This is a genomic window from Kribbella sp. NPDC051770 (genome assembly GCF_040681455.1).
Taxonomy (GTDB): domain Bacteria; phylum Actinomycetota; class Actinomycetes; order Propionibacteriales; family Kribbellaceae; genus Kribbella.
This window is the reverse complement of sequence record NZ_JBFAYT010000001.1, coordinates 539011-561409: the sequence shown is the minus strand read 5'-3', so window position 1 is coordinate 561409 and position 22399 is coordinate 539011. Positions and strand designations below refer to the sequence as shown.

19 protein-coding genes are annotated in these 22399 nt (G+C 70.7%); 12 read left to right on the top strand and 7 right to left on the bottom strand.

Annotated elements, in window-relative coordinates:
* The first annotated feature begins 55 nt into the window (after positions 1–55).
* Positions 56–241, top strand: coding sequence for a hypothetical protein (locus tag AB0M01_RS02635; protein ID WP_184797048.1), 186 nt, complete (start codon positions 56–58; stop codon positions 239–241).
* Between the two features lie 317 nt (positions 242–558).
* Here AB0M01_RS02635 and AB0M01_RS02630 read toward each other — a convergent pair whose 3' ends face one another.
* Complete coding sequence (locus tag AB0M01_RS02630) at positions 559–1470, bottom strand: LysR family transcriptional regulator (RefSeq protein WP_363665106.1); 912 nt, start codon at positions 1468–1470, stop codon at positions 559–561.
* A 113-nt stretch (positions 1471–1583) separates the two neighbouring features.
* On the opposite strand from AB0M01_RS02630, the gene AB0M01_RS02625 reads away from it, so the two are divergent.
* Complete coding sequence (locus AB0M01_RS02625) at positions 1584–2327, top strand: glucose 1-dehydrogenase (RefSeq protein ID WP_363665105.1); 744 nt, start codon at positions 1584–1586, stop codon at positions 2325–2327.
* A 15-nt stretch (positions 2328–2342) separates the two neighbouring features.
* Complete coding sequence (locus AB0M01_RS02620) at positions 2343–3359, top strand: alcohol dehydrogenase catalytic domain-containing protein (RefSeq protein WP_363665104.1); 1017 nt, start codon at positions 2343–2345, stop codon at positions 3357–3359.
* Between the two features lie 21 nt (positions 3360–3380).
* Here AB0M01_RS02620 and AB0M01_RS02615 read toward each other — a convergent pair whose 3' ends face one another.
* Together AB0M01_RS02615 and AB0M01_RS02610 are read right to left on the bottom strand one after the other, a co-directional pair.
* Positions 3381–3920: an NUDIX hydrolase gene (locus AB0M01_RS02615; RefSeq protein ID WP_363665103.1), complete on the bottom strand. Its 540-nt coding sequence runs from the start codon at positions 3918–3920 to the stop codon at positions 3381–3383.
* A 3-nt stretch (positions 3921–3923) separates the two neighbouring features.
* On the bottom strand, positions 3924–6251 hold the full coding sequence (locus AB0M01_RS02610) for a hypothetical protein (RefSeq protein ID WP_363665102.1): 2328 nt from the start codon (positions 6249–6251) through the stop codon (positions 3924–3926).
* A 22-nt stretch (positions 6252–6273) separates the two neighbouring features.
* Between AB0M01_RS02610 and AB0M01_RS02605 the strand changes: the two genes are divergently transcribed.
* Together AB0M01_RS02605 and AB0M01_RS02600 are read left to right on the top strand one after the other, a co-directional pair.
* Entirely contained in the window at positions 6274–6798 is a 525-nt protein-coding gene (locus AB0M01_RS02605) for a hypothetical protein (RefSeq protein WP_363665101.1), read from the top strand.
* A 1-nt stretch (position 6799) separates the two neighbouring features.
* A complete protein-coding gene (locus AB0M01_RS02600; RefSeq protein ID WP_363665100.1) occupies positions 6800–6967 on the top strand; it encodes a hypothetical protein in 168 nt (55 codons plus the stop codon).
* Position 6968: 1 nt separating this feature from the next.
* On the opposite strand, the gene AB0M01_RS02595 is transcribed toward AB0M01_RS02600, so the two are convergent.
* Together AB0M01_RS02595 and AB0M01_RS02590 are read right to left on the bottom strand one after the other, a co-directional pair.
* A complete protein-coding gene (locus AB0M01_RS02595; protein ID WP_363665099.1) occupies positions 6969–8279 on the bottom strand; it encodes an AarF/ABC1/UbiB kinase family protein in 1311 nt (436 codons plus the stop codon).
* 133 nt (positions 8280–8412) lie between these two features.
* Complete coding sequence (locus AB0M01_RS02590; protein ID WP_012922897.1) at positions 8413–8571, bottom strand: DUF5679 domain-containing protein; 159 nt, start codon at positions 8569–8571, stop codon at positions 8413–8415.
* Positions 8572–9081: 510 nt separating this feature from the next.
* On the opposite strand from AB0M01_RS02590, the gene AB0M01_RS02585 reads away from it, so the two are divergent.
* Together AB0M01_RS02585 and AB0M01_RS02580 are read left to right on the top strand one after the other, a co-directional pair.
* Complete coding sequence (locus AB0M01_RS02585; RefSeq protein ID WP_363665098.1) at positions 9082–9618, top strand: YgjP-like metallopeptidase domain-containing protein; 537 nt, start codon at positions 9082–9084, stop codon at positions 9616–9618.
* A gap of 212 nt (positions 9619–9830) precedes the next feature.
* Positions 9831–12044 (top strand): MMPL family transporter, encoded by a 2214-nt coding sequence (locus AB0M01_RS02580; RefSeq protein WP_363665097.1) that lies wholly within the window; start codon positions 9831–9833, stop codon positions 12042–12044.
* Positions 12045–12178: 134 nt separating this feature from the next.
* Here the strand turns inward: AB0M01_RS02580 and AB0M01_RS02575 are convergent, their stop codons facing one another.
* Positions 12179–12721 carry a CGNR zinc finger domain-containing protein gene (locus tag AB0M01_RS02575; RefSeq protein WP_363665096.1) on the bottom strand — a complete coding sequence of 181 codons (543 nt, stop codon included), beginning with the start codon at positions 12719–12721 and terminating at the stop codon, positions 12179–12181.
* Between the two features lie 64 nt (positions 12722–12785).
* Here AB0M01_RS02575 and AB0M01_RS02570 point away from each other — a divergent pair, with 64 nt between their 5' ends.
* Positions 12786–13973: an MFS transporter gene (locus AB0M01_RS02570; RefSeq protein ID WP_363665095.1), complete on the top strand. Its 1188-nt coding sequence runs from the start codon at positions 12786–12788 to the stop codon at positions 13971–13973.
* On the opposite strand, the gene AB0M01_RS02565 is transcribed toward AB0M01_RS02570, so the two are convergent.
* Complete coding sequence (locus AB0M01_RS02565; RefSeq protein WP_363665094.1) at positions 13942–16203, bottom strand: FdhF/YdeP family oxidoreductase; 2262 nt, start codon at positions 16201–16203, stop codon at positions 13942–13944. The two genes, AB0M01_RS02570 and AB0M01_RS02565, sit on opposite strands and share 32 nt — an antisense overlap.
* A gap of 169 nt (positions 16204–16372) precedes the next feature.
* Here AB0M01_RS02565 and AB0M01_RS02560 point away from each other — a divergent pair, with 169 nt between their 5' ends.
* The 4 genes from AB0M01_RS02560 to AB0M01_RS02545 all read left to right on the top strand — a co-directional run bounded on the left by AB0M01_RS02560 (position 16373) and on the right by AB0M01_RS02545 (position 22395).
* Positions 16373–18601 (top strand): rhamnogalacturonan lyase, encoded by a 2229-nt coding sequence (locus AB0M01_RS02560; RefSeq protein ID WP_363665093.1) that lies wholly within the window; start codon positions 16373–16375, stop codon positions 18599–18601.
* Positions 18602–18676: 75 nt separating this feature from the next.
* The gene (locus AB0M01_RS02555; protein WP_363665092.1) at positions 18677–19414 is read left to right on the top strand and encodes an SDR family NAD(P)-dependent oxidoreductase; all 738 of its coding nucleotides are present in this window, start codon (positions 18677–18679) and stop codon (positions 19412–19414) included.
* Between the two features lie 10 nt (positions 19415–19424).
* Positions 19425–20729 (top strand): MFS transporter, encoded by a 1305-nt coding sequence (locus AB0M01_RS02550; protein WP_363665091.1) that lies wholly within the window; start codon positions 19425–19427, stop codon positions 20727–20729.
* 7 nt (positions 20730–20736) lie between these two features.
* Positions 20737–22395: a helix-turn-helix domain-containing protein gene (locus tag AB0M01_RS02545; protein ID WP_363665090.1), complete on the top strand. Its 1659-nt coding sequence runs from the start codon at positions 20737–20739 to the stop codon at positions 22393–22395.
* The last annotated feature ends 4 nt before the right edge of the window (positions 22396–22399 follow it).

Sequence of the window (22399 nt, the reverse complement as noted above, 5' to 3'; positions counted from 1 at the left end):
CATCCGAATCGAGACTCGAACCATGAACCCGAACCGCACTCACAGGAGCACTCAGATGAACTTACTTCAGGAAGATCTCGCTCGGGCCCACTGTCGTTCCTTGCTGAACGACGCCGAGCAGAACCGGCGCTTCCGCCTCGCGACCCAGGTCGCGCGGGCGCAGAAGCAGGCCGAGCGGGCCACCCGGCGCGCGGAGAGGGCCAGCGCAAAGGCGCGCCTCACCCTCGCCCGTCTGGTCTGATCCACCCGGACGCCGATCCACCGGCCGGACCCTCAGGTCCGGCCGGCCGGCGGCCTAGTACAACCGGCTGACGCGGCCGGAGCCGATCTCCAGGCGCCGCGCCCAGCCCGACCAGCAGCTGACCGCGGTCCGCGGAGCAGGGGCCCGGACCAGCGAAGCTGCACCCGAGGGGCGGCATCCACCAGGATGCCGCCCCTCGGCACGTCCACCGCGCTCCCGCGCACCCCGCGCTCCGCGCACCCCCCGCACCCCGCACCCCGCACCCGCGCTCCCGCGCTTGCTGCTTCTCGCGCTTCCGCGCTCCCGCGCGCCGGGGGTCAGCCGCGGGGGTCGGCGGCTACTGCGACCTTGCGGGTTTCCTGCAGCAGCAGGTTCAGGTACGGGTTCGGGTTGTCCCGTAGCCAGACGATCGCCAGCTCGTTCGGCAGGGCGTCGACCAGCGGCAGCCAGACCAGGCGTGGGTGGGCGAAGTACGTGACCGTCGACGCCGGGGCGATCCAGCAACCATGCCCGGCGGCGACCAGGTGCAGGCACTCCTCCGGGGTCCGTGCCTGCGGGCCGAAAATCGCCCGCCGACCGTCGGGGCGTGGGTCGATGAACCAGAACGAGACGACGGCGTCCGGCATGTTGTCCCGTGGCCCGATCACCGGGACGTCCGCGAGGTCGGCGATGGTCAGCGACCACCGCGAGGACAGCGGGTGCCCGGGCGGCAGCGCCACCCAGCGCTCCTCCTTGAGCAGCGGATGGATCGCGAACCGCGGGTCGTCACCGATCGGCAGCCACAGGAACGCGGCGTCCGCCCGGTGCTCGACGACCGCCGCGAGCTCGTCGGGCAGCGTGTGGACGGCGATCGGCTCGACCCGCAGGTCCGGCGCCTGCCGGCACAGCGCGGCCTCGACCGCGGGCATGAAGTGCGCCGTGCTCTGCGCCTTGAACGCGATCCGCAACGGCTCCGGCCGACCGGTGGAAACCTGGCGCGCTTCGGCCACCATCGCCTCGGCCGCGGACAGCAGCGCCTCGCCCTGCTTGAGCACGACCTGCCCGGCCGGAGTCAGCTCGATCCCCGAGGACTGGCGCTCTACCAGCGCCGTACCGACCACCCGTTCGAGCTGCCGGATCTGGCTGCTGACCGCTTGCTGGGTGAGGTTCAGGCGCGTACCGGCCCGGGTCATGCTGCCTTCCTGAGCCACCGCCACCAGCGCCTGCAGCAGCCGCAAGCTGAGATCCACCTTGTCATGGTGCCACAACGGCTCCTTGTGACGGCGCCAACGAGTCTGTGTTTCCGTTCGGCCCGATCTGGTCCGACGATCGGACCAGGTCCACCGAACGGGAGAAGAAAAGCATGACCTTGCAGGGGAAAACGGCCCTCGTCACGGGCTCGTCGAAGGGGCTGGGCCGGGCCATCGTGCTCCGGCTGGCGGCGGAGGGCGCGAACGTCGTCGTCAACTACTCGCACGACCAGGCCGCCGCGGACGAGGTCCGGGCCGAGGCCGAGAAGCACGGCGTCCGGGCGATCAGCGTCGCCGCCGACGTGTCCCAGGTGGACGGGATCGAGAAGGTCTTCGACGCGGCCGTCGAGGCGTTCGGGCAGCTCGACGTCGTGGTCGCCAACGCCGGCATGGAGAAGGTGAACATCCCGGTCACCGACGTGACCGAGGAGGACTTCGACCTGCTCTTCCGGGTCAACACCAAGGGCCCGTACTTCGTCCTGCGCGAGGCGGCCCGGCGGATCGCCGACAACGGCCGGATCATCAGCATCTCGTCGAACACCACCACGGTCCCGCAGGTCGGCGTCGGCCTGTACGGCACCAGCAAGGTGGCCACCGGCTACCTGGCCCGGGTGCTCGCGCTCGAGCTCGGCCCGCGCGGGATCACCGTGAACAGCATCGTCCCGGGCCCGATCGACGGCGCCGGGATCTTCACCGACCCCGCGAACGACGAGTACAAGAAGAGCCTGGTCGCGATGGTGCCGATCGGGCGCCTGGGGACGGCCGAGGACGTGGCAGGGATCGCCGCCTTCCTGGCGAGCGACGCAGCAGGACTCATCACCGGCCAGAACGTGGTCGCCGACGGCGGAATGCACTGAGGAGCAACCCACAACATGACTGCAACGATGCGTGCGGCCCAGGTCCAGCAGGCCGGCGGGCCCTTCGTGGTGACCGACGTACCGATCCCCGAGCCGAAGGCCGGGCAGATCCGGATCAAGGTGTACGCCTGCGGGATCTGCGGCGGTGACGCGATCCCGCGCAACGCCCTGTTCGGCACCGTGCTGCCGCGGATCCCCGGGCACGAGATCGCCGGCGTGGTGGACGCGGTCGGCGAGGGCGTGACGGTCTGGGAGCCCGGCCAGCGGGTCGGCGTCGGCTGGTCCGGCGGGGTCGACTTCACCTGCGAGTTCTGCCGCCGCGGTGACTTCACCAACTGCGTCCAGCACCGGATCGTCGGTACGTCGTACGACGGCGGCTACGCCGAGTACATGGTGGCGCCGCAGGACGCGGTGGCCCGGATCCCCGAGGGGCTGACCTTCGAGGAGGCGGGGCCGCTGATGTGCGGCGGGATCACCTCGTTCAACGCGCTCCGGCACGCGCCGGCCGGGCCGGGCGACCTGGTCGCGGTGCACGGCGTCGGCGGGGTCGGGCACCTGGCGATCCAGTTCGCCGACAAGATGGGCTTCCGGACCGTCGCGATCAACCGTGGCCGGGACAAGGAGAAGCTGGCCCGTGAGCTCGGCGCCGACGAGTACATCGACAGCACCGAGGGTGACGCCGGCGAGGCGCTGGCGGCGCTCGGCGGAGCGGCCGCCGTCCTGGACACGGTGTCGCGGGCCGAGCTGCAGACCGTCCTGTTCAAGGGTGTGCGGCCGAACGGCGCGCTGATCGTGCTGGAGGGCAGCGACGCCATCGAGGTCAGCGGCCACGACCTGTCCGAGGGCCGGCGGGTGGTCAAGGGCTGGTACAGCGGTGTCTCGCAGGACGGCGAGGACACGCTGAACTTCGCCGTGCTGAAGGGCGTCCGCCCGATCATCGAGACGTACCCGCTGGAGGAGGCCGAGGAGGCCTGGCAGCACCAGCCGAAGGCGAACCTGCGGATCGTCCTGCAGACCCAGCCGCAGTCCTGATGAGCCACCCGGTGGCCGCTGTCACCCCTCGAGCGGCCACCGGGTCATCAGCTCCTGCTGCAGCCCGACCAGGGTGATGCTGCTGACGATCTCCCGCCGGCTGATCATCGCCGGTACGTCGGCCAGCGGGACCCACTCGATCCGGTCGGACTCGTTCCGCTCGGTCGGCTCCCCGGCGTACTGGGCACTGGTCGCCCGGAAGACGTGGTGCGCGGAGTCGATGATCCCTGCTCCGGGCTGGGCGCAGACCAGCTCCTGCAGCTCATCAGCGCGCCAGCCGGTCTCCTCCTCGAGCTCCCGGGCCGCCGCCTGAGCCGCTGTCTCGCCCGGCTCGACCAGTCCCATCGGCAGCTCCCAGGCCCAGGTGTCGGTGAGGAAGCGGTGCCGCCACAGGAGCAGCACTCGCTGCTGCTCGTCGGTCAGCACTACCGCTGCGACGTCGCTGGCGCGGATCGCGTGGTACTCCACCTCCTCGCCGTCGGGCCGCTGGACCTGCAGCCGCCGTACGGCGAGCCAAGGGCTCCGCCAGGCGTCCTCCTCGCTGTGGATCAACCACTGCACAGGTCAGCCCAGCTCTCTGGCGTTGCTCGACCGGTTGCGGTCGTCGGTGCGGTGCTTGGCCTGCAGCGCCGTCGCCATGAACCCAGCGGCGACGTTGCCGCTCTCCGGTGGCGCCTCCACCAGGCCGTGCTCGTTGACCATCGCGGCGGTCGCCGCGTCGAACAGGTCGGCCGGCAGCAGCCGGGAGGCCGCGCCGGTGACCTCCACGTCGATCACCGACGTCCCGTTGCGCATCTGCACCTGGTAGCCGAGGTACTGCCGGTCGCTGCTGAACCGCAGCTCGCCGCGGGTCTCCTGCGCCCAGGCCCGGAGGCCGTCCAGCACCCGCGGCGTCCGGGCGACCCGCCCGAGGCACCCGACGTACACATCACCCTGTAGCGGCTGCCCGTCGGTGTCGCGCAGCACCTGTCCGCGGGAGTCGAGCATCCGTACGACAGTCCGCCCGTCGTCCGTACGGGCGGTCGCTACCGCGCCGAGCCGCTTGCCGGAGATCGTCTGCAGCCGGCCGGACGCCTCCGGGTTGAAGTCCTTGTCGTGCTGCTGGCGCATCGCCGTGTACTGCGCATCGTTCTGCAGCACCCAGGGCGCCTCGCCGCCGACCATCACCACCTCGGCGTCCGGGTTGCCGGCCAGGATGATCTCGGCGTTCGCGATCGCGCCGCCGCCGATTCCCGCGATCAGCCAGCGCTTGCCGGCCTGCGGGTCGTAGTCGCCGTCGCCGATCTCGTCACCGATCAGCACCCGCCCGGGCAGCTGCTGCCGAGCGTCGTCCCAGGCAGCAGTGGCCTCCAGAGTCGTCAGCGCCTCGTCCAGCGATGCACCGACGATCCCACCGGCCCGTACGGCGTTGCGCAGGTCGGTCAGCTCGGAGACACCTTCCAGCCGTGCCAGCGCGGCCGCTGCTGTCCCCGGGGCGTCTCGCAGACCGCTGAGCGCTTGGCGGGCCTCCTCAGCGTGGGGAGCCTGAGCGGTCGCCAGGTAGCCGTCGATGGCGGTCAGGGCTTCGGGGACGGTCGGGACCCAGCGGGAGACGCCGGGGATGATCTCCGCCGGTACGCCGGTCGCCACGACGGGCGTCCCGTCGACCTCGATCCGGATCGGCGCTGACCCGTCCAGCGGGCTGATGTCCGCGACCAGGCGCCCGCTCGCATCGACGGCGAGCTCCGCTGTGCCGTCGATGAGCGGACCGCGGGCTGCGGCCTGGTCTTCCCAGAGCTGGATGGCGGTGAGCGGGACGCGCTCGCGGGGGCCGGTGACGTCGTACGGGTCGCCTAGTCCGCTGGCGCGCAGCTGGCGAACCTGGTCCGCCGACTGCACGATCCCGGGGATCGGGTCGACGTGCCAGCGGCCGCGGCCGTCGACCAGCAGGACGTCGGCCTCACGTCCAGCCAGCGCTGCGCCGCCGCCGATCATCAGCCGTACCTTGGGGAGCTGGCCGCTCGGCAGGTCGGCCGCGAACTTCCGCAACGAGTCGATGGTCCGCATGCTGTGCTGGTCGCGAGCTACCGCCGCTTGCCTGGCCGCTACTGCCAGCTCCTCCGCGCTGAGCGCGGCTCGAGTCGCCACCGGGCGCTGCACGCCTGGCGCAGCCGGCTCGTTGGTGCTGCGGCTGGCGGCCTGCTCGGCGCGGTGACGGCGTAGGGCGTCCGCATCGGCTGGGGACAGCTCCTCCAGCGGGCGGTTCAGCTGGTGCAGCAGCCGGCGTCCAGCAGCGCCTAGCCGGGCGTCGACGACCAGCAACCGGTAGGCCCGCTGCTTGGAGTCCTGCTCTGGACGCAACCCCATCCGGTCCAGCTCGGCGGAGAACGCGTCCCGCGCAGCCACCCGCTCCGGCTCGGCAGCTCCAGCAGCCTGGCCGGCGAGCCAGTCCAGCCGCCCCAGCGCCGCGTAGTCGCTCTCCGACAGCAGCGCCTGCGCCGGGTCGCCCTCGACACCGACCACCGCGCCGTCGAGCAGGTCACGCCGAACCGGCGGGACACCCGCGTCCGCGCGGCGTCGTACGGCCATCAGCTCGGCCGCGCCCCACGCCAGCATCGGGCCGACCTGTTCGGGTGTCAGCTGGTCGGACAGCTGGATCACATGATTGTCCGACGTCGTGTTCGCGAACACCCGCACCCGCTCACCCGCCGGGAGCGGCACCCCGTCCAGCCGGACGGTCAGCGCGCGCCCGTGCTCGTCGACGGCGCCGAACGTGTGGTTGCGGACGGCATCAAGGCCGGTGGAGGTCAGCGGGCGGGCGGCGGTCAGCGTCCGCAGCAGGGCGGGCCAGAGCCGAACCGCCGTCGTACGGACCGCCTCGGCCTCGGCACTGTGGACGGCGGGCTCGATCACCGCCGAATAGTAAACTCACGGGATGCTGATCGCGCGATCCCTGCAGGAAGCCGGGCTCTACGTCGAGCTCCATCCGTGCGAGTGCGGCGCGGCCGGCGAGCTGACGTTCGGCGTGGTCGAGCGCGACGGCGAGACGCTGGCGGTCTACGAGGGCGACTGCCCGGGCTGCGGCCGGGCGCGGCGGTTCGAGTTCCGGCTCCCGGCCGAGCCGGTGGCCGGGCCGGCGTACGGCGGGGAGGAGCCGTCACGGATCGTCGATGCGGGGGAGTTCCTCTGGTACAGCGATCGCGCCACCGAGCAGGCGTTCCGGCTGAGCGCGGAGACCGACGACGACGCAGTCGCGCGCGGCCGGTCGGCGCTGGAGGTGGCCGCCGCGGCGCTGGACGAGGTGCGCAAGTTCGTCCCGGCCGGCGCGACCGCCGTACCGCGGGAAGCGATCGGCTCGGAGCTGGGCCAGGCCCTGTACGACGCGGACCCCGACCGGTTCACCCTGGACACGCTGGCCGGCCGGCGCCGTCTGCTCGACGACGCGCTGGCGAGGACCTGAGATGGACCGCCCGACCTGTGCGCTGTGCGGTCAGCAGGCCGAGAGCGAGGACCTGCCGATCACCTGGATGACCTCGGTCGAGAACGGCCGCAACCTGGTCTACTGCGACCGCTGCGCCCGCGAGAACGTCCGCAGCATCGAGGGCAAGCTCGACAGCGCTTGGTGGTAGATCAGTCCGCGAAGCCCGGCAGGAACTCCTCGAGCACCGACTTGAACGGCGCCTCGGTCTCCAGCTGGGACAGCACCGCGATGCCGCCGATCCACACCCGGTGGATCAGCAGGTACGACGGCGGCATGTTGAGCCGCAGCGCCAGCGACGCGTTCGGGGAGCGGAAGTCGCCGGTCCGGTTCGCCTGCTCGCGCATCCAGGCGCGGCTGAACTGGAACGTCTCGGTCCGGGCCGGCTCGGCGAACGGCGCCAGGTAGTCCATCAGCTGGGTCGGGTCGATCTCCATCCGCGGCTTCACGAAGCCCTCGGCGCGCAGGCCCGCCAGGACCTCCTCGCCGTCGCCGTCCAGCGAGATCCGCAGCAGCCGGCCGATCGCCGGTGGCAGCCCGTCGGGCAGCCGCGCGCAGAGCCCGAAGTCGACCACGCCGAGCCGTCCGTCGGGCAGGACGCGGAAGTTGCCCGGGTGCGGGTCGGAGTGCAGCAGGCCGGCCAGCCGCGGGCCGGAGAACATGAACCGGACGTACTTGAGCCCGAGCTCGTCGCGCTCGGTCTTGGTGCCGTCGGTGATGAAGCTCGACAGCGGTCTGCCCTCGATCCACTCCGACACGATCACGGTGGGGGAGTGCTTCACCACCCGCGGGACGACGAACTCCGGGTGGTCCTTGAAGGCGTCGGCGTACTGCTGCTGGGCCTGCGCCTCGCGGTCGTAGTCGAGCTCCTCGCCGATCCGGTCCTGCAGCTCGACGATCAGCGGCTTCATGTCGAGCCCGGGGACCAGCGTGCCGAACGTCCGGGCGAACCGGCCGAGCTGGCGCAGGTCGGCGCGCAGCGCCTCGGCGGCGCCCGGGTACTGCAGTTTGACGGCGACCTCGCGGCCGTCGGTGAGCACACCGCGGTGCACCTGCCCGATCGACGCGGCGGCGGCCGGCTTGTCGTCGAACTCCGCGAACCGGCTGCGCCAGCGCTTGCCGAGCTCCTCGGACAGGATCTTGTCCACGGTGGCGATCGGCATCGGCGGTGCGGAGTCCTGGAGCTTGGTCAGGGTCGCCCGGTACGGCGCCGCGAGCTCCTCGGGCATCGCCGACTCCATCAGGCTGAGCATCTGCCCGAACTTCATCGCGCCGCCCTTGAGCTCACCCAGGACGGAGAACAGCTGGTCGGCGGTCCGGCGCTGGAACTCGGCCATCACCGCCTCGGCGGGCGCGCCGCCGATCCGTTTGCCGAGCCCGACCGTCGCGCGGCCGGCGGCACCGAGCGGCAGGCTGGCCAGCTTCGCGGTGCGGCTGAGCGCCTTGCGGGGGAGGTCGGACACGCTCCCATTCTGTCGGTTCACGCAAACCCCGGCCCGGCGGGGTGGGCGGCGCGTCGCGAACCGGTACGAAACCGACGAAGGGGGTGGCGACCGGACCCGAAGGTCCGGCCACCACCCCCGACGACTTGGTGCGTCAGGCCTTGCCGAGGATCCGGTTCAGGTTCGTACCGCACTCGGGGCACTTGGCCTTGGCCATGCGCGTGCCCTTGTCGTTGACCTTGACCTCGCCGTCGGCGGTGCGCTTGGCCTTGCACTTGACGCAGTAGAACTCGCCGCTCCAGGTCTCTGCCATGAGGGCCCTCTCCTTGCTCTGAATACCAGCCGGGGCCTCAGCCCCTGGCCGTCGTGGATGCTAACGGCAGACCGTCCTGCCGTAGGCCGTTCGGCCCAGTCGGGATTCACCCTACGGCAGGCTGAGCGTGGCTCAAGCGCACCCCGTGGCCAGCGTGCCGCTGGGAAACCCCTTTCCGAGATCCGTCCCGGCACGGAACAGGCTCCCGGGCGTCCGCCTGCGGAACCACTCGGCTTCCCCTCCGAGCGGCTCCGGAGGCGGTCCGGGAGCCTGTTGGACCCGACGCTAGAAGCCCGCCGTCACGCTGACAAGTCCACGTTGTCCACCCCTGTGGATAACTCTGTGGGCAAGCTGTGGGACGCGCCGGGCGGCACTGTGGACGAGCGGGGGAACAGGGTGTGAACAACGGGCGTCCACGAACCCGCCGGAACCCGTCTGACCTGCGAAAACGTCCGTACACAGGATGTGGACGCAAGAAAGTCGGCGGATTCGGGCGATACCGTTTGCCCTATGGCCGACTCTCCACCGCGCCCGATCCCGCCGTACGTCGACATCCGGCGCAGCAAGCGGCGCAAGCGGACCGTGAGCGCGTACCGCGACGGTGAGCGGGTGGTCGTGCTGATGCCCGACCGGCTCTCCGCGGCGGAGGAGGCGCGCTGGGTCGAGACCATGCTCCAGCGCCTCGAGCGGCAGCGCAGCCGGTCCCGCGTGTCGGACGAAAAATTGTTGGCCAGAGCACACGAACTCGCGTGTCGTCACCTGCCCGAGGTGCCCGAACCTGCGTCGGTGAGGTGGGTTTCGAACCAAAACAGACGATGGGGCTCGTGTACTCCGGCGGACCGGTCGATCCGTTTGAGTGACCGTCTGCAGTCGATGCCCGCCTGGGTGGTCGACTACGTGCTGGTCCACGAGCTCGCCCACCTGGTCGAGCCGGCCCACAACGCGGCCTTCTGGGACCTGGTCCACCGCTTCCCCAAGGCCGAGCGCGCCGAGGGGTACCTGGAGGGGGTCTCGGCCGCCGCCGGCCTGAACCTCGACGACTTCTAGCCGCCTTTCGTACGGCGTACGGGAAGGGCCGCTCCGAGGGGTGCCCTGAGGTTTTCCCCAGGGTGGGGGTGGGGCAGGCCCCAGGGTGGAGTCGGTGGTTACCTGCATGGTGGCGACCCCCTGATCGACGGGAGGCTTTTGCCCATCGGCGGCGAGGCGGAGGGCCCTGCTGCACGGTGCGCCTGAGGGGGCGCAGAGGGGCAGGGAATCTGATGAGGGGCCAGACAACAACCCACGTCGGCGGCCGGGGACCGCTGACGGTCCGGGCGGCACGCTGGAGCGCGACCCACCCGTGGCGGGCGATCGGGCTGTGGCTCGCCGTCGTCGTCGCGTGCTTCGCGCTCGGCAACGTGACCGGGGTCAAGGAGTCCACCAACGAGGGCGACATCGGCGAGGTGACCCGGGCCGACGACATCGTCAAGTCCGGCAACTTCGACGACCCGGACGTGGAGAGCGTGCTGATCACGCCGACCTCGGGGTCGCTGAACCAGGCCGCGGCCAACCAGGTCGCGACGGTCGTCACGGAACGGATGCGCGCCCTCGGTGGGGTCGCGGACGTGGCCCAGCCGATCCTCGCGCCGGACAAGAACGCGCTGATCGTCCGGGTCGAGCTGAAGGACGGCGACGACGAGAACCGGGTCCAGCCGCTGCTCGACGCCACCGCCAAGGTCCAGCAGGAGCACCCGGAGCTCAGGGTCGAGCAGGTCGGCGGGGAGTCGATCGGCAAGGCGCTGAACGAGACGCTCGGCGAGGACTTCAAGCGGGCCGAGATGTTCAGCCTGCCGGTCACGCTGGCGATCCTGCTGGTCGCCTTCGGCGCACTGATCGCCGCGACCGTGCCGCTGCTGCTGGCGCTGTCCGCGGTCGCCGCCGCGATCGGGCTCGCCGCCGCGGCCTCCCAGTTCATCCCCGCGGTCGACGCGGTGAACAGCGTGATCCTGCTGATCGGGATGGCGGTCGGCGTCGACTACTCGCTGTTCTACCTGCGCCGCGAACGCGAGGAGCGGGCCAAGGGCCGCGGCCACGTCGACGCGGTCGAGATCGCCGCCGCCACCTCGGGGCACGCGGTCGTCGTCTCCGGTACGGCGGTGATCATCTCGATGGCCGGGCTGTTCCTGGCCCGGGACGCGGTCTTCTCGTCCTTCGCGGTCGGCTCGATCCTGGTCGTCGCGGTGGCGGTCGCCGGTTCGCTGACCGTGCTGCCGGCGGTGCTGGCCAAGCTCGGCCGCTGGGTGGACCGCCCGCGGATCCCGCTGCTGTGGCGCCTCACGGCCCGTACGTCGGAGCCGCGGTTCTGGCCGGCCGTGCTGAAGCCGGCCCTGAAGCACCCGGTCGCCACGCTGACCGTCGCGGTCGTCGCACTGCTCGCCGTCGCGTCGCCGGCGCTCGGGATGACGCTGAAGTTCCCCGGCACCGAGGACCTGCCGCGCGACACCGCGGTGATGCAGGCCTACGACCGGCTGACCGCGGCCTTCCCGAGCACGGGGACCAGCCACCAGGTCGCCGTCAGGGCGCCGGCCGACCAGCAGGCCGCCGTACAGGCTGCGTTGACCGATCTGGCCAAGCGGACCGAGGGTGACCCGCTGTACGCCGCCGACGGGCTGGAGAAGCCGCGGGTGTCGGCCGACGGTCGCGTGACCGTGGCCGAGGTGGCGACGCCGTACGAGGGCGGTAGTGAGCAGGCGCGGGACTCGCTGGCCAAGCTGCGCAACGAGCTGATCCCGCAGACCGTCGGTAAGGTGCCGGGCGCGGAGTACGCCGTCGGCGGGTTCGTCGCGGCCGATGTCGACTACGCGGCGCACACCCGGTCGAAGCTGCCGCTGGTGATCGGGTTCGTGCTGCTGCTGACGATGATCGTGATGATGGTGACGTTCCGGTCCGTGGTGGTCGCGGTGACCGCGATCGGGCTGAACCTGCTCAGCGCCGGGGCGGCGTACGGCGTGGTGACGGCGGTCTTCCAGAACACCTGGGCCGAAGGGCTGCTGGACTTCCGCTCGAACGGCGCGGTGGTGTCCTGGCTGCCGCTGTTCCTGTTCGTGGTGCTGTTCGGGCTGTCGATGGACTACCACGTGTTCGTGGTCAGCCGGATCCGCGAGGCGGTGCTGCGCGGGGTACCGACCAAGCAGGCCGTGGCCGAGGGCATCACCGGGTCGGCCGGTGTGGTGACCAGCGCGGCGGCGGTGATGATCGGGGTGTTCGCGGTCTTCGCGACGCTGAGCACGCTGGACATGAAGCAGCTCGGAGTCGGGCTGGCGGTCGCGATCCTGATCGACGCGACGATCATCCGGGCGGTGGTGCTGCCGAGCATCATGACGCTGCTCGGCGACGCGAACTGGTGGGCCCCGAAGTGGCTGCGCCGCCCGCCCGCCAAGCATGCGGTCACCCAGGCGCCGGAGGAGGAGCGGGAGCTGACCCCGGTCGGCTGAGCCCGCCCGCCCCAGGGCATCCAGCGGCACGCGGCCGGCCACCGGCTCGGTGCCGGTAGCTCCAACACCAACGCGGGGCCGCGGACAGGAAATACCCTGTTCGCGGCCCCGGCTTGGTGTTCAAGGCCTCCGGTTCAGTCCGTCGGGGACTGGCGGGCGCGGTGGGCGGCGGCCTTGACCCGGCTCTGGCACTGCGGCGAGCAGAACCGGCGCTGCCCGTTCCGCGAGGTGTCCACGAACACCCGGTCGCACTGCGGTGCGTCGCACACTCCGAGCCGGCCGGCCAGGTCGCTGCCGACCGCGAGCGCCAGACCGGCCGCACATCCCGCGGCCCAGCCGTTGACGAGCCCGTCGTCCGGACCGTGGAAGTGCAGGCTCCAGCCCTTCTCCCGGCGGTCGAGCTGCGGCCGCGCGTTGGTGTCGAGCAGCAGCGCGTTGATCTCGCCCGCCGCCTTGTCCAGCTCGCCGCTGTGCGCGGCCTCGAAGACGGTGCGCATCCTGCCGGCGAGGGTCGCCATCCGCCGCGCGTCGGCCGCCTCGACCGACGGTCGCGGATACCCGATCGCCGCCAGCGCGTCGCCGACTGCCTTGGCCTCGTCGGCCGGCGCCTCCACCGGTACGCCGCCGGAGAAGCCCGGCGTCAGCCGGTTCACGTACTCGACGGACGCCGCCAGCACGCTCTTCGTATGACTATCAAAAGACGCTTGACCGGTCACGCCACTCCTTCGTACAGTCGACTGCGTGACCGACCATACCGCTTTAGACAGTCACGAACCCACGGTCGTCCGGAAGCTCTCCCGGGTGGTCTGGATCCTGGTCGCCGCCCGCGCGGTCAACCGGATCGGCGCCTTCACGCTCCCGTTCCTCGGCGTCGTGCTCACCGTCGAGTTCGGCGCGTCCCTCGCCCAGACCGGCCTGATCCTGGCGGTGTTCGGCGCGGCGACGATCCCGTCCCGGCTGCTCGGCGGCCGGCTCGCCGACCGCCTCGGGCGGCGCCGGACGATCGTGCTCGGTCTGACCGGCTGCGCGGTCGCGCAGCTGTGGATCGCGCTGAGCCCGGTGCTCTGGTCGGCGGTGCTCGCGAGCATCCTGCTCGGGTTGGCGTTCGAGATCTACGAGCCGCCGAGTCAGGCGACGATCGCCGACGTCACCGAGCCTGCGGACCGGCCGGCGGCGTACGGGCTGCTGGGGGCGGCGATGGCGGCAGCCGGCGTACTGGCTGGGTTGCTGGCGGCAGCGGTGAGTCATGTCGACCTGCGCTGGCTGTTCGTGGCTGACGCGATCACCTGTCTGGCCTGCGCGGTCCTGGTCGCAGTGGCGCTTCCTGCCGACGTACGGCGTGAGCAGCCGCAGGAGGCCAGGGCTGCGGTGTGGCGCGACCGGCGGCTGCTCCTGCTGCTGCTCAGCGGCACGGTGTTCGCCACGCTCTACATGCAGCTGGTCGTCGGCATCCCGCTCACCCTGCTCGAGCAGGGCCTGCCGGAGTCCAGCACCGGCATCATCCTGGCTGTCTCCGCGGTCACGCTGATCCTCGCCCAGCGCCTGCTCCGTGTGCAGCGCCTCGACGACTTCCGCTCGATCGCCATCGGGTACGGGCTGCTTGCTGTGGGGTTGGTCGTGACGGCGTTCGCCCACAGCCTGGCGGTCTTCCTGGTCGCCACAGTGCTCTGGAGCCTGGGCGAGCTGTTCCTGCTGACCCGCTACCTCACCCAGGCGTCCGGGCTCGCTCCCGAGCATGCGCGCGGCCGCTACCTCGCCGTCTTCGGCCTGAGCTGGGGGATCGCGACAACCGTCGCACCACTCACCGCGACGCAACTGTTGGAGCGCACCGGCCCAGAGGGTCTGTGGCTCGCCAGTGCCGCGACAGCCGCAGTACTGGCGAGCTTGCAGCCCTGGTTCAGGAGGCGACTGACTCCAGTCGCACGGTGAGCCCCTTGGCTACCGGGGTGTTGCTGCCCTTGGCCAGGTCGTCGGCCGACATCAGGACGTTCGTCTCCGGGTAGTACGCCGCGACGCAGCCGCGCGCCGTCGGGTACGAGACCAGCCGGAAGCCCGAGGCCCGGCGCTCCACGCCGGCGAACTCGCTGACGATGTCGACGACCTGCCCGTCGGTCAGCCCGAGCTCGGCCAGGTCGTCCGGGTTCACGAACACCACCTCGCGGGTCCCGTGCACACCGCGGTAGCGGTCCTCGAGTCCGTAGATCGTGGTGTTGAACTGGTCGTGGCTGCGCATCGTCTGCAGCAGCAGCCGCCCGCTGTCGGTCGGCAGCCAGGTCAGGTCGTTCGCGCTGAACTGCGCCCGAGCGTCGGAGGTGTGGAACTCGCGGCTGTCGCGGGCCGCGTGGGCGAGCAGGAAGCCGCCCTCGTTCGCGCGCAGCCGGTCCTCGAAGTCCTCGTACCCGTCGCAGACCCGGCCGATCCGCTGCCGGATCAGGCTGTAGTCCTTGGCGAAGTCGGCCCACGGGATCTCGCCGACGTCCGGCACCAGGATCTCGCCGAGCGCGCAGACGATGCCGACCTCGGAGAGCAGGTCCGGGCTCGGCGGGTGCAGGTTGCCGGTCGACAGGTGCACGGCGCCCTGGGAGTCCTCGACGGTCACCGACTGCGGGCCGAGCGCGGTCCGGTCGTGGTCGGTCCGGCCGAGCGTCGGCAGGATCAGCGCCTCCTTGCCGGGGACCGTGTGCGACCGGTTCAGCTTGGTGGAGACGTGCACGGTCAGGTCGCACTCGCGCAGACCGCGGTGCACGACCTCGGTGTCCGGGGTCGCCATCGCGAAGTTGCCGCCCATCGCGAAGAACACCCGTACGTCGTTCTCGCGCAGCCGCTGCACGGTGGCGGCCGCGTCGACGCCGTGGTCACGCGGTGACGTGAAGTTGAACTCCGCGTCCAGCCGGTCGTGGAACTTGGCCGGCATCTGCTCCCAGATGCCCATGCTGCGGTCGCCCTGGACGTTCGAGTGACCGCGGACCGGGCACGGCCCGGCGCCGGGCTTGCCGATGTTGCCCTGCAGCAGCAGGACGTTGACGATCTCGGTGATCGTGGCCACCGCCTCGCGGTGCTGGGTCAGGCCCATCGCCCAGCAGATCACCGTCGCCTTGGACTTCAGGAACCGGTCGGTGAACTCCTCGATCTCACCGCGCCGAAGCCCGGTCGCCTGCTCGACGGCCGGCCAGTCCAGCTCGGCGTTGTGCTTGGAGTACAGCTCGTACCCGCTGGTGTGCTGCTCGATGAAGTCCTTGTCCAGCACGGTTCCCGGCGCCGCGGCCTCGGCCTCCAGCAACAAGTGGCCGACGGCAAGGAACAGCGCCTGGTCGCCACCGATCCGGATCTGCAGGTGCTGGTCGGCCAGCGTGGTGCCCTTGCCGACCCAGCCGGACGGGCGCTGCGGGTTCTTGAAGTTCATCAGCCCCGGCTCGGGCAGCGGGTTCACCGAGACGATGTCGGCGCCGTGCTTCTTGGCGATCTCCAGGTGGCTGAGCATCCGGGGCGCGTTGGTGCCCGGGTTCTGGCCGACCACGACGATCAGCTCGGCCTCCTCGAGCATCTCCAGCGTCACCGCGCCCTTGCCGCTGCCGATCACGCGGGTGAGCGCCGTACCGGAGGACTCGTGGCACATGTTCGAGCAGTCGGGCAGGTTGTTCGTCCCGTACGCGCGGACCAGCAGCTGGTAGAGGAATGCGGCCTCGTTGCTGGTCCGGCCCGAGGTGTAGAAGACGGCGTCGTCGGGGTCGTCCAGCGCGCGCAGGTGCCGGGCGACGACGTGCAGCGCCTCGTCCCAGCCGACCGGCTCGTAGTGGTCGGCGCCGGCCCGCAGCAGCATCGGCTCGGTGACCCGGCCGAGCTTGCCGAGCTCGAACTCCGAGATCCGGTTCAGGTCGTCGATCGAGTGCTCGGCGAAGAACGCCCGCGGCACCTTCTTGCGGGTGGCCTCCCAGGCCACCGCCTTGGCGCCGTTCTCGCAGAACTCGGCCGCGTGCTTGCGCTTGTGGTCGGGATCGGGCCAGGCACAGGACGGGCAGTCGAAACCGCCGTCCTGGTTCATCTTCAGGAACACCTTGCCGGTCCGCGCCGGGCCCATCTCGCGGAACCCGAACTTGAACGACGAGAGCACGGCCGGAACGCCGGCCGCCTTCTTCTTCGGCTGTTCGATGTCGACCATGGTTCAACCATAAATCTTTCTATGAAGTCGGGCGTTGGTGATAGGCGTCGCTGTGGTTGCGGTCAGGTGACGGCCGATAACGGACAGAAGTCTCGACAGGCTCGCGGCGGCCGCTCTAGCGTGCGGAGGAAAGCGTTTGCCGCCACCACTCCGCCCGAGGGATCCGCGCATGCTTTCGAAACTCGCCGTCCTGCTCACCTCGCTCACGCTGCTTGTTCCCGCGACTCAGGCCAGTGCTGAATCTCACTCCGGCCCCCAGCTGGAACGCCTCGACCGCGGCCTGGTCGCCACCACCACCAGCGAGGGCGTGTTCCTCAGTTGGCGCCTCCTCGGTCCGGAGGCGACCGGCCACTCCGGCCACGGCCTGACCGGCACCGACTTCGCGGTCTACCGCGACGGGCGCCGGATCGCTCTGGTCACCGACAGCACCAACTACGTCGACCCCTCCGGTACCCAGACCTCCCGGTACCGAGTCACTTCCGTCGTCAAGGGCCGCGAACGCGACCGCAGCGACACCGTCACGCCTTGGACCGGTGGCTACACCGAGCTGCCGCTGCGGAAGCCCGCCGACGGCGTCACCCCGGCCGGCGAGACCTACACGTACGCCGCCAACGACATGAGCGTCGGTGACGTCGACGGCGACGGTCAGTACGAGTACGTCGTGGTCTGGAACCCTTCCAACGCCAAGGACGTCTCCCAGGTCGGCTACACCGGCAACGTGTACGTCGACACCTACGAGACCGACGGCACGCTGCTGCACCGGCTGGACCTGGGCGTGAACATCCGGGCCGGTGCCCACTACACCCAGTTCCTGGTCTACGACTTCGACGGCGACGGCCGCTCGGAGACGATGCTCAAGACCGCGCCCGGAACGAAGCTGACGACGTACGACCGCTCCGGCCGGGTCAAGTCCCAGCGCTACATCACCATGCCGGCAGCAGACCGCCGGGCGGGCTACAGCAACCAGGACGACTACCGGGTCAGCAAGGCCGACTACTACGACCACCTGGTCGACCTGTTCCTCCAGTGGAAGCAGCAGCCGGAAGTGAAGAGTGGCCAGTGGCCGGCGACGCTGGAGGCGGCCTTCGGCATCCAGGACAAGTACAGCTACCCGCTGTCGCGTGCCGACGCTTCAGCGCTGGTCGACTACTTCATGGACGTCTACGCCCCCAGCCGCAGCACCAGGAACCAGCTCCGCAACTTCGAAGGCTTCATCCTCAGCGGACCCGAGTACCTGAGCGTCTTCCGCGGCTCCGACGGCAAGGAGCTCCAGACCATCCGCTACGAGCCCGGTCGCACCGACGACGGGCTCCGCTGGGGCGACTACGCGATGGCCCGGATCGAGCCCGGCAACCGCGTCGACCGCTTCCTGGCCGGTGTCGCCTACCTGGACGGCAAGCACCCGTCAGCGGTCTTCGCCCGCGGCTACTACACCCGTACGACGCTCGCGACGTACGGCTGGAACGGGCACCGGATCACCAAGGGCTGGGCGATCGACAGCGGCTGGACGCCGATGACCAACCCGTTCAACGACAGCCCGCACGGCCGCGACGGCACCGACCCGACGTACGGGTCGATCACCACGCAGGGGTTCCACTCGCTCAGCGCCTCGGACGTGGACGACGACGGCAGGCACGAGATCGTCTACGGCTCCGCCACCATCGACGACGACGGCAGCGTGCTCTACAGCTCCGAGGACGTGCTGCCACCGGGCAGCGCCGACCCTGGTGCACTGGCCCGCCTGGGCCACGGCGACGCGATGCACGTGACCGACATCGACCCGCAGCGGCCCGGCAAGGAGATCTTCACCGTGCACGAGGGCGCCACCTCAGCGCCGTACGGGTACGCGGTGCGGGACGCCAGGACCGGCGAGGTGCTGTACGGCGAGTACTCCGGCCGCGACACCGGTCGCGGGATGGTCGGCGACATCGTGCCGGAGGAGTCGGGGCTCGAGACCTGGGCTATGCGGCTCCGCACAGCAGACGGCGACGCGCTGGGCACAGCGATGCCCGGCACCAACCAGAGCATCCGCTGGGCCGCTGACATGACCACGCAGATCGTCAACGGCACAACGCCGGCCATCGAGGACTGGCGCCGCGGCACGCTGCTCACCGCCACCGGGACCCTCAGCAACAACGGCACCAAGGGCAACCCGTCGCTGGTCGCTGACATCCTCGGCGACTGGCGGGAGGAGCTCCTGGTCCGTACGGCGGACAGCAGCGCCATCCGGATCTACCTGAGCACCGAGCGCACCGACCGGAAGCTGTACACGCTGATGCACGACCCGCAGTACCGGGTCGAGGTGGCGCGGCAGCAGACGACGTACAACCAGCCGTCGTACACGGGCTTCTACCTGGGCTCGGACATCGACTGGGCCAAGGTGCCGCTCATCCGCTGACACCACATGGCTGGCGGCGCAGGTGTGTGCCGCCAGCCCATGGTTCCACGCCATACGGCTTCCTACAGTCCTCGCATGACCACACCACGTCGTGCCCTCGTCACCGGCGCCGCCAGCGGGATCGGCGCAGCTTGCGCCCACCGGCTCGCCGCTGAGGGCATGCGGGTGGTAGCGGTCGACTACGACGCCGACGGACTGCAGACGGTGGCCGGCGACGGCATCGACGCCGTACAAGCCGACCTGTCCGACCTCGCTCGGCTGCCGGACCTCCCCACCGACGTGGACGTACTGGTGAACAACGCCGGTGTCCAGCTGGTCGCTCCGGTCGAGCAGTTCCCGCCGGAGCGGTTCGGCTACATCCTGCGGCTGATGCTGGAGTCGCCGTTCCGGCTGATCCGGCAGTCGCTGCCGCACATGTACGGCGCCGGCTGGGGCCGGGTGGTGAACATCAGCTCAGTGCACGGCCTGCGCGCCAGCCCGTTCAAGGCGGCGTACGTCGCGGCCAAGCACGGGCTGGAGGGCCTCAGCAAGGTGGTCGCGCTGGAGGGCGCCGCGCACGGTGTCACCAGCAACTGCGTGAACCCGGCGTACGTGAGGACGCCGCTGGTCACTGCCCAGCTCGCCGACCAGGCCGCTGTCCACGGCCTGAGCGAGGCGGAGGTGCTGGACAAGATCCTGCTCGAACCGGTCGCGGTGAAGCGGCTGATCGAGCCGGCCGAGGTCGCCGAGGTGGTCGCGCTGCTGTGCGGTCCCGCGTCGGCCTCACTCACGGGGAGCTCGTTCGTCCTCGACGGCGGCTGGACCGCCCACTAAGGAGCCAAGCATGTCGACTTCAACCGAACCGGTCCGCTCCCGGACCCCGATCGCCCGGGTGGTCGGCGCCAGCCTGGTCGGCACCACCGTCGAGTGGTACGACTTCTTCCTGTACGGCGTCGCCGCGTCCGTCGTCTTCGGCGACCTGTTCTTCCCCAAGGGCGAGCAGCTCACCGGCACGCTGCTCAGCTTCGCGACCTTCGCGGTCGGGTTCTTCGCCCGGCCGATCGGCGGCGTGGTGTTCGGCCACTTCGGCGACCGGATCGGCCGCAAGAACCTGCTGGTGCTGTCGCTGCTGATGATGGGCCTGGCCACGTTCGCGATCGGCCTGCTGCCGACGTACGCGCAGGTCGGGGCGCTGGCGCCGATCCTGCTGACGGTGCTGCGGCTGATCCAGGGCTTCGCGCTCGGCGGAGAGTGGGGCGGCGCGGTGCTGATCGTGTCCGAGCACGGCGATCCGGCGCGGCGCGGGTTCTGGGCGTCCTGGCCGCAGGCCGGCGCTCCTGCCGGCCAGCTGATCGCGAACGGCGTACTGGCGGGGCTCGCGGCCTTCCAGAGCGACGCGGCGTTCAACTCGTGGGGCTGGCGGATTCCATTCCTGCTGTCCGCCGTACTGGTCCTGGTCGGGCTGTGGGTGCGGCTGAAGATCGAGGAGTCGCCGTTGTTCAAGCAGGCCCGGGCCAAGCAGCAGCCGAGCGAGCGGATCCCGTTCGTCGAGGTGATCACCAAGTACCCGCGCGAGATCCTGACCGCGATGGGCGCCCGGATGGCCGAGAACGTCAGCTACTACATCTTCACGATCGTGATCGCGACGTACGCCAAGGACCACCTCGGCCTCGGCAAGTCGTTCGCGCTGAACGCCGTGCTGATCGCGGCCGCGATCCACTTCTGCGCGATCCCGCTGTGGGGTGCGCTGTCGGACCGGGTCGGCCGCAAGCCGGTGTACCTGTTCGGCGCGGCCGGCGTCGGGATCTGGGCGTTCGTCTTCATCGCCTTCGTCGACACCAAGAACTTCGCGCTGGCGACGCTGGCGGTTACCGTCGGGCTGGTCCTGCACGGCGCGATGTACGGGCCGCAGGCATCGTTCTTCACCGAGCTCTTCGGGACCAGGGTCCGGTACTCCGGAGTCTCGGTCGGCTACCAGTTGGCCTCGATCATCGCCGGCGGCCTGGCGCCGTTCATCGCGGTCGCGCTGCTCAAGGCGTACGACTCGGGCTACGCGATCGCGATCTACGTGGCAGTGTGTTCGGTGATCTCGCTCGCCGCGGTGCTCAGCTACGGCGAGACCAGCAAGCGGGACCTCGCCCACGTTTAGGAGCAGCATGGACGCCGGCCGGAAGCGGGAAGCCGAGCTCACCGCTCTGGTGGACATCGCTCTCGAGCTGGCGTCCGCCCGCGACCCCGGCCGGGTCCTGCACACGATCGTGCACCGGGCCCGCACGCTGATCGGCACAGACGTCGCCTACCTGACCCTGTACGACGCGGCCCAGGGCGACACCTACATGCGGGCCACCGACGGGTCGATCTCGGCGGCCTTCCAGCAGGTCCGCCTGCCGCTGGGCGCCGGACTGGGCGGACTGGTCGCCGAGACCCACAAACCGTACTGGACCGCGGACTACCCGGGCGACCACCGCTTCCGGCACACCGGCGAGATCGACTCGGCGGTGGGCGAGGAGGGGCTGGTCGCCATCCTCGGTACGCCGCTGATCGTGGACGGCGCGTTCGTCGGCGTCCTGTTCGCCTCCAACCGGACCGCTCGGCCCTTCAGCCGCGACGAGGTGTCGCTGCTCGGCTCACTGGCCGCGCTGGCCGCGGTCACCATCGTGCAGGTCCGGGCGGCCGCCGAGACCGCTGCGGCGCTCGAACAGTTGTCGGAGGCTCACGCCGGAGTCGAGCACGCAGCAGCAGCGCACGACCGGTTCGCCGACATCGTGCTCTCCGGCGGGGACGTCGACGCGATCGCTGCCGCGCTGGCCGAGCTGCTGGACGTGTGGGTCGTCCTGTTCGATGCACAGGGCAACGAACTCGCCGCTGCTGGTGCTGTGTCGCTGGAGCTTGCTGCGGCGGCAGTTGCGTCGGTGAGTGGTCGCCTGGTGCGTACTGGCGACTGCTGGGTCGTCGCTGCGGCTGCCAAGGGCGAGCGACTCGGCGCGTTGGTGGTCGGGGGAGTGGACGACCTGTCCGCTGCCGACCAGCGCATCGTCGAGCGGGCGGCTGTGGTCACCGCACTGGTGTTGCTGTTCCGCCGCCAGGCCGCTGAGCAGTCGCAGCGAGCCCAGGCCGACCTGCTGGCCGACGCGGTCAGCGGCACTGCCGACCCGCGAGCACTGGCCGACCGGCTCCGGCTGCTCGACCCAGCACGTCGGCTGCCGACGCAGCTGGTCGTCGCTGTCTGCCGCGGCGACCACACCGGCGTACTGGCTCGGCTGCCTGCTGCGCTGCGTCTCGTACTGGCCGGCCCGTACGCCGGTGACCTGGTGCTGCTGCTCGCTGTGCCCGATGTGGTCGACGCAGCTCGTGCGCTGAACGACGTGGCGAGCCGCTGCGGTCTGACGATCGCCGTCACCGGCCCCGCCCGCTGGGGGCAGTCGCTAGTCGACGCCTACCAGCAGGCGACACGGCTGGCGCTGACGATGGTCCGCCTCGGCAAGGTCGGACAGGCCGCGACACCGGACGACCTGGGCGTGGCAGGCCTGGTCGGCGCCGCTGAGGTGGACGTGAAGGCGCACGTGGATCACGTGCTCGGGCCGGTCACGGCGTACGACTCCCAGCGCGGCACCGATCTGGTCGGCACGCTCGAGGCGTACTTCGCCGCCGGGCAGAGCCCGACGCGCGCAGCTACCGCGCTGCACATCCACCCCAACACCGTCCAGCAGCGGCTGGACCGGATCACCGCGCTGCTCGGCGACGGGTGGCAGGACCCGGAGCGGGCGCTCGACGTACAGGTGGCACTGCGGCTGCTCCGCACGCTGCACGGTTAAGCTC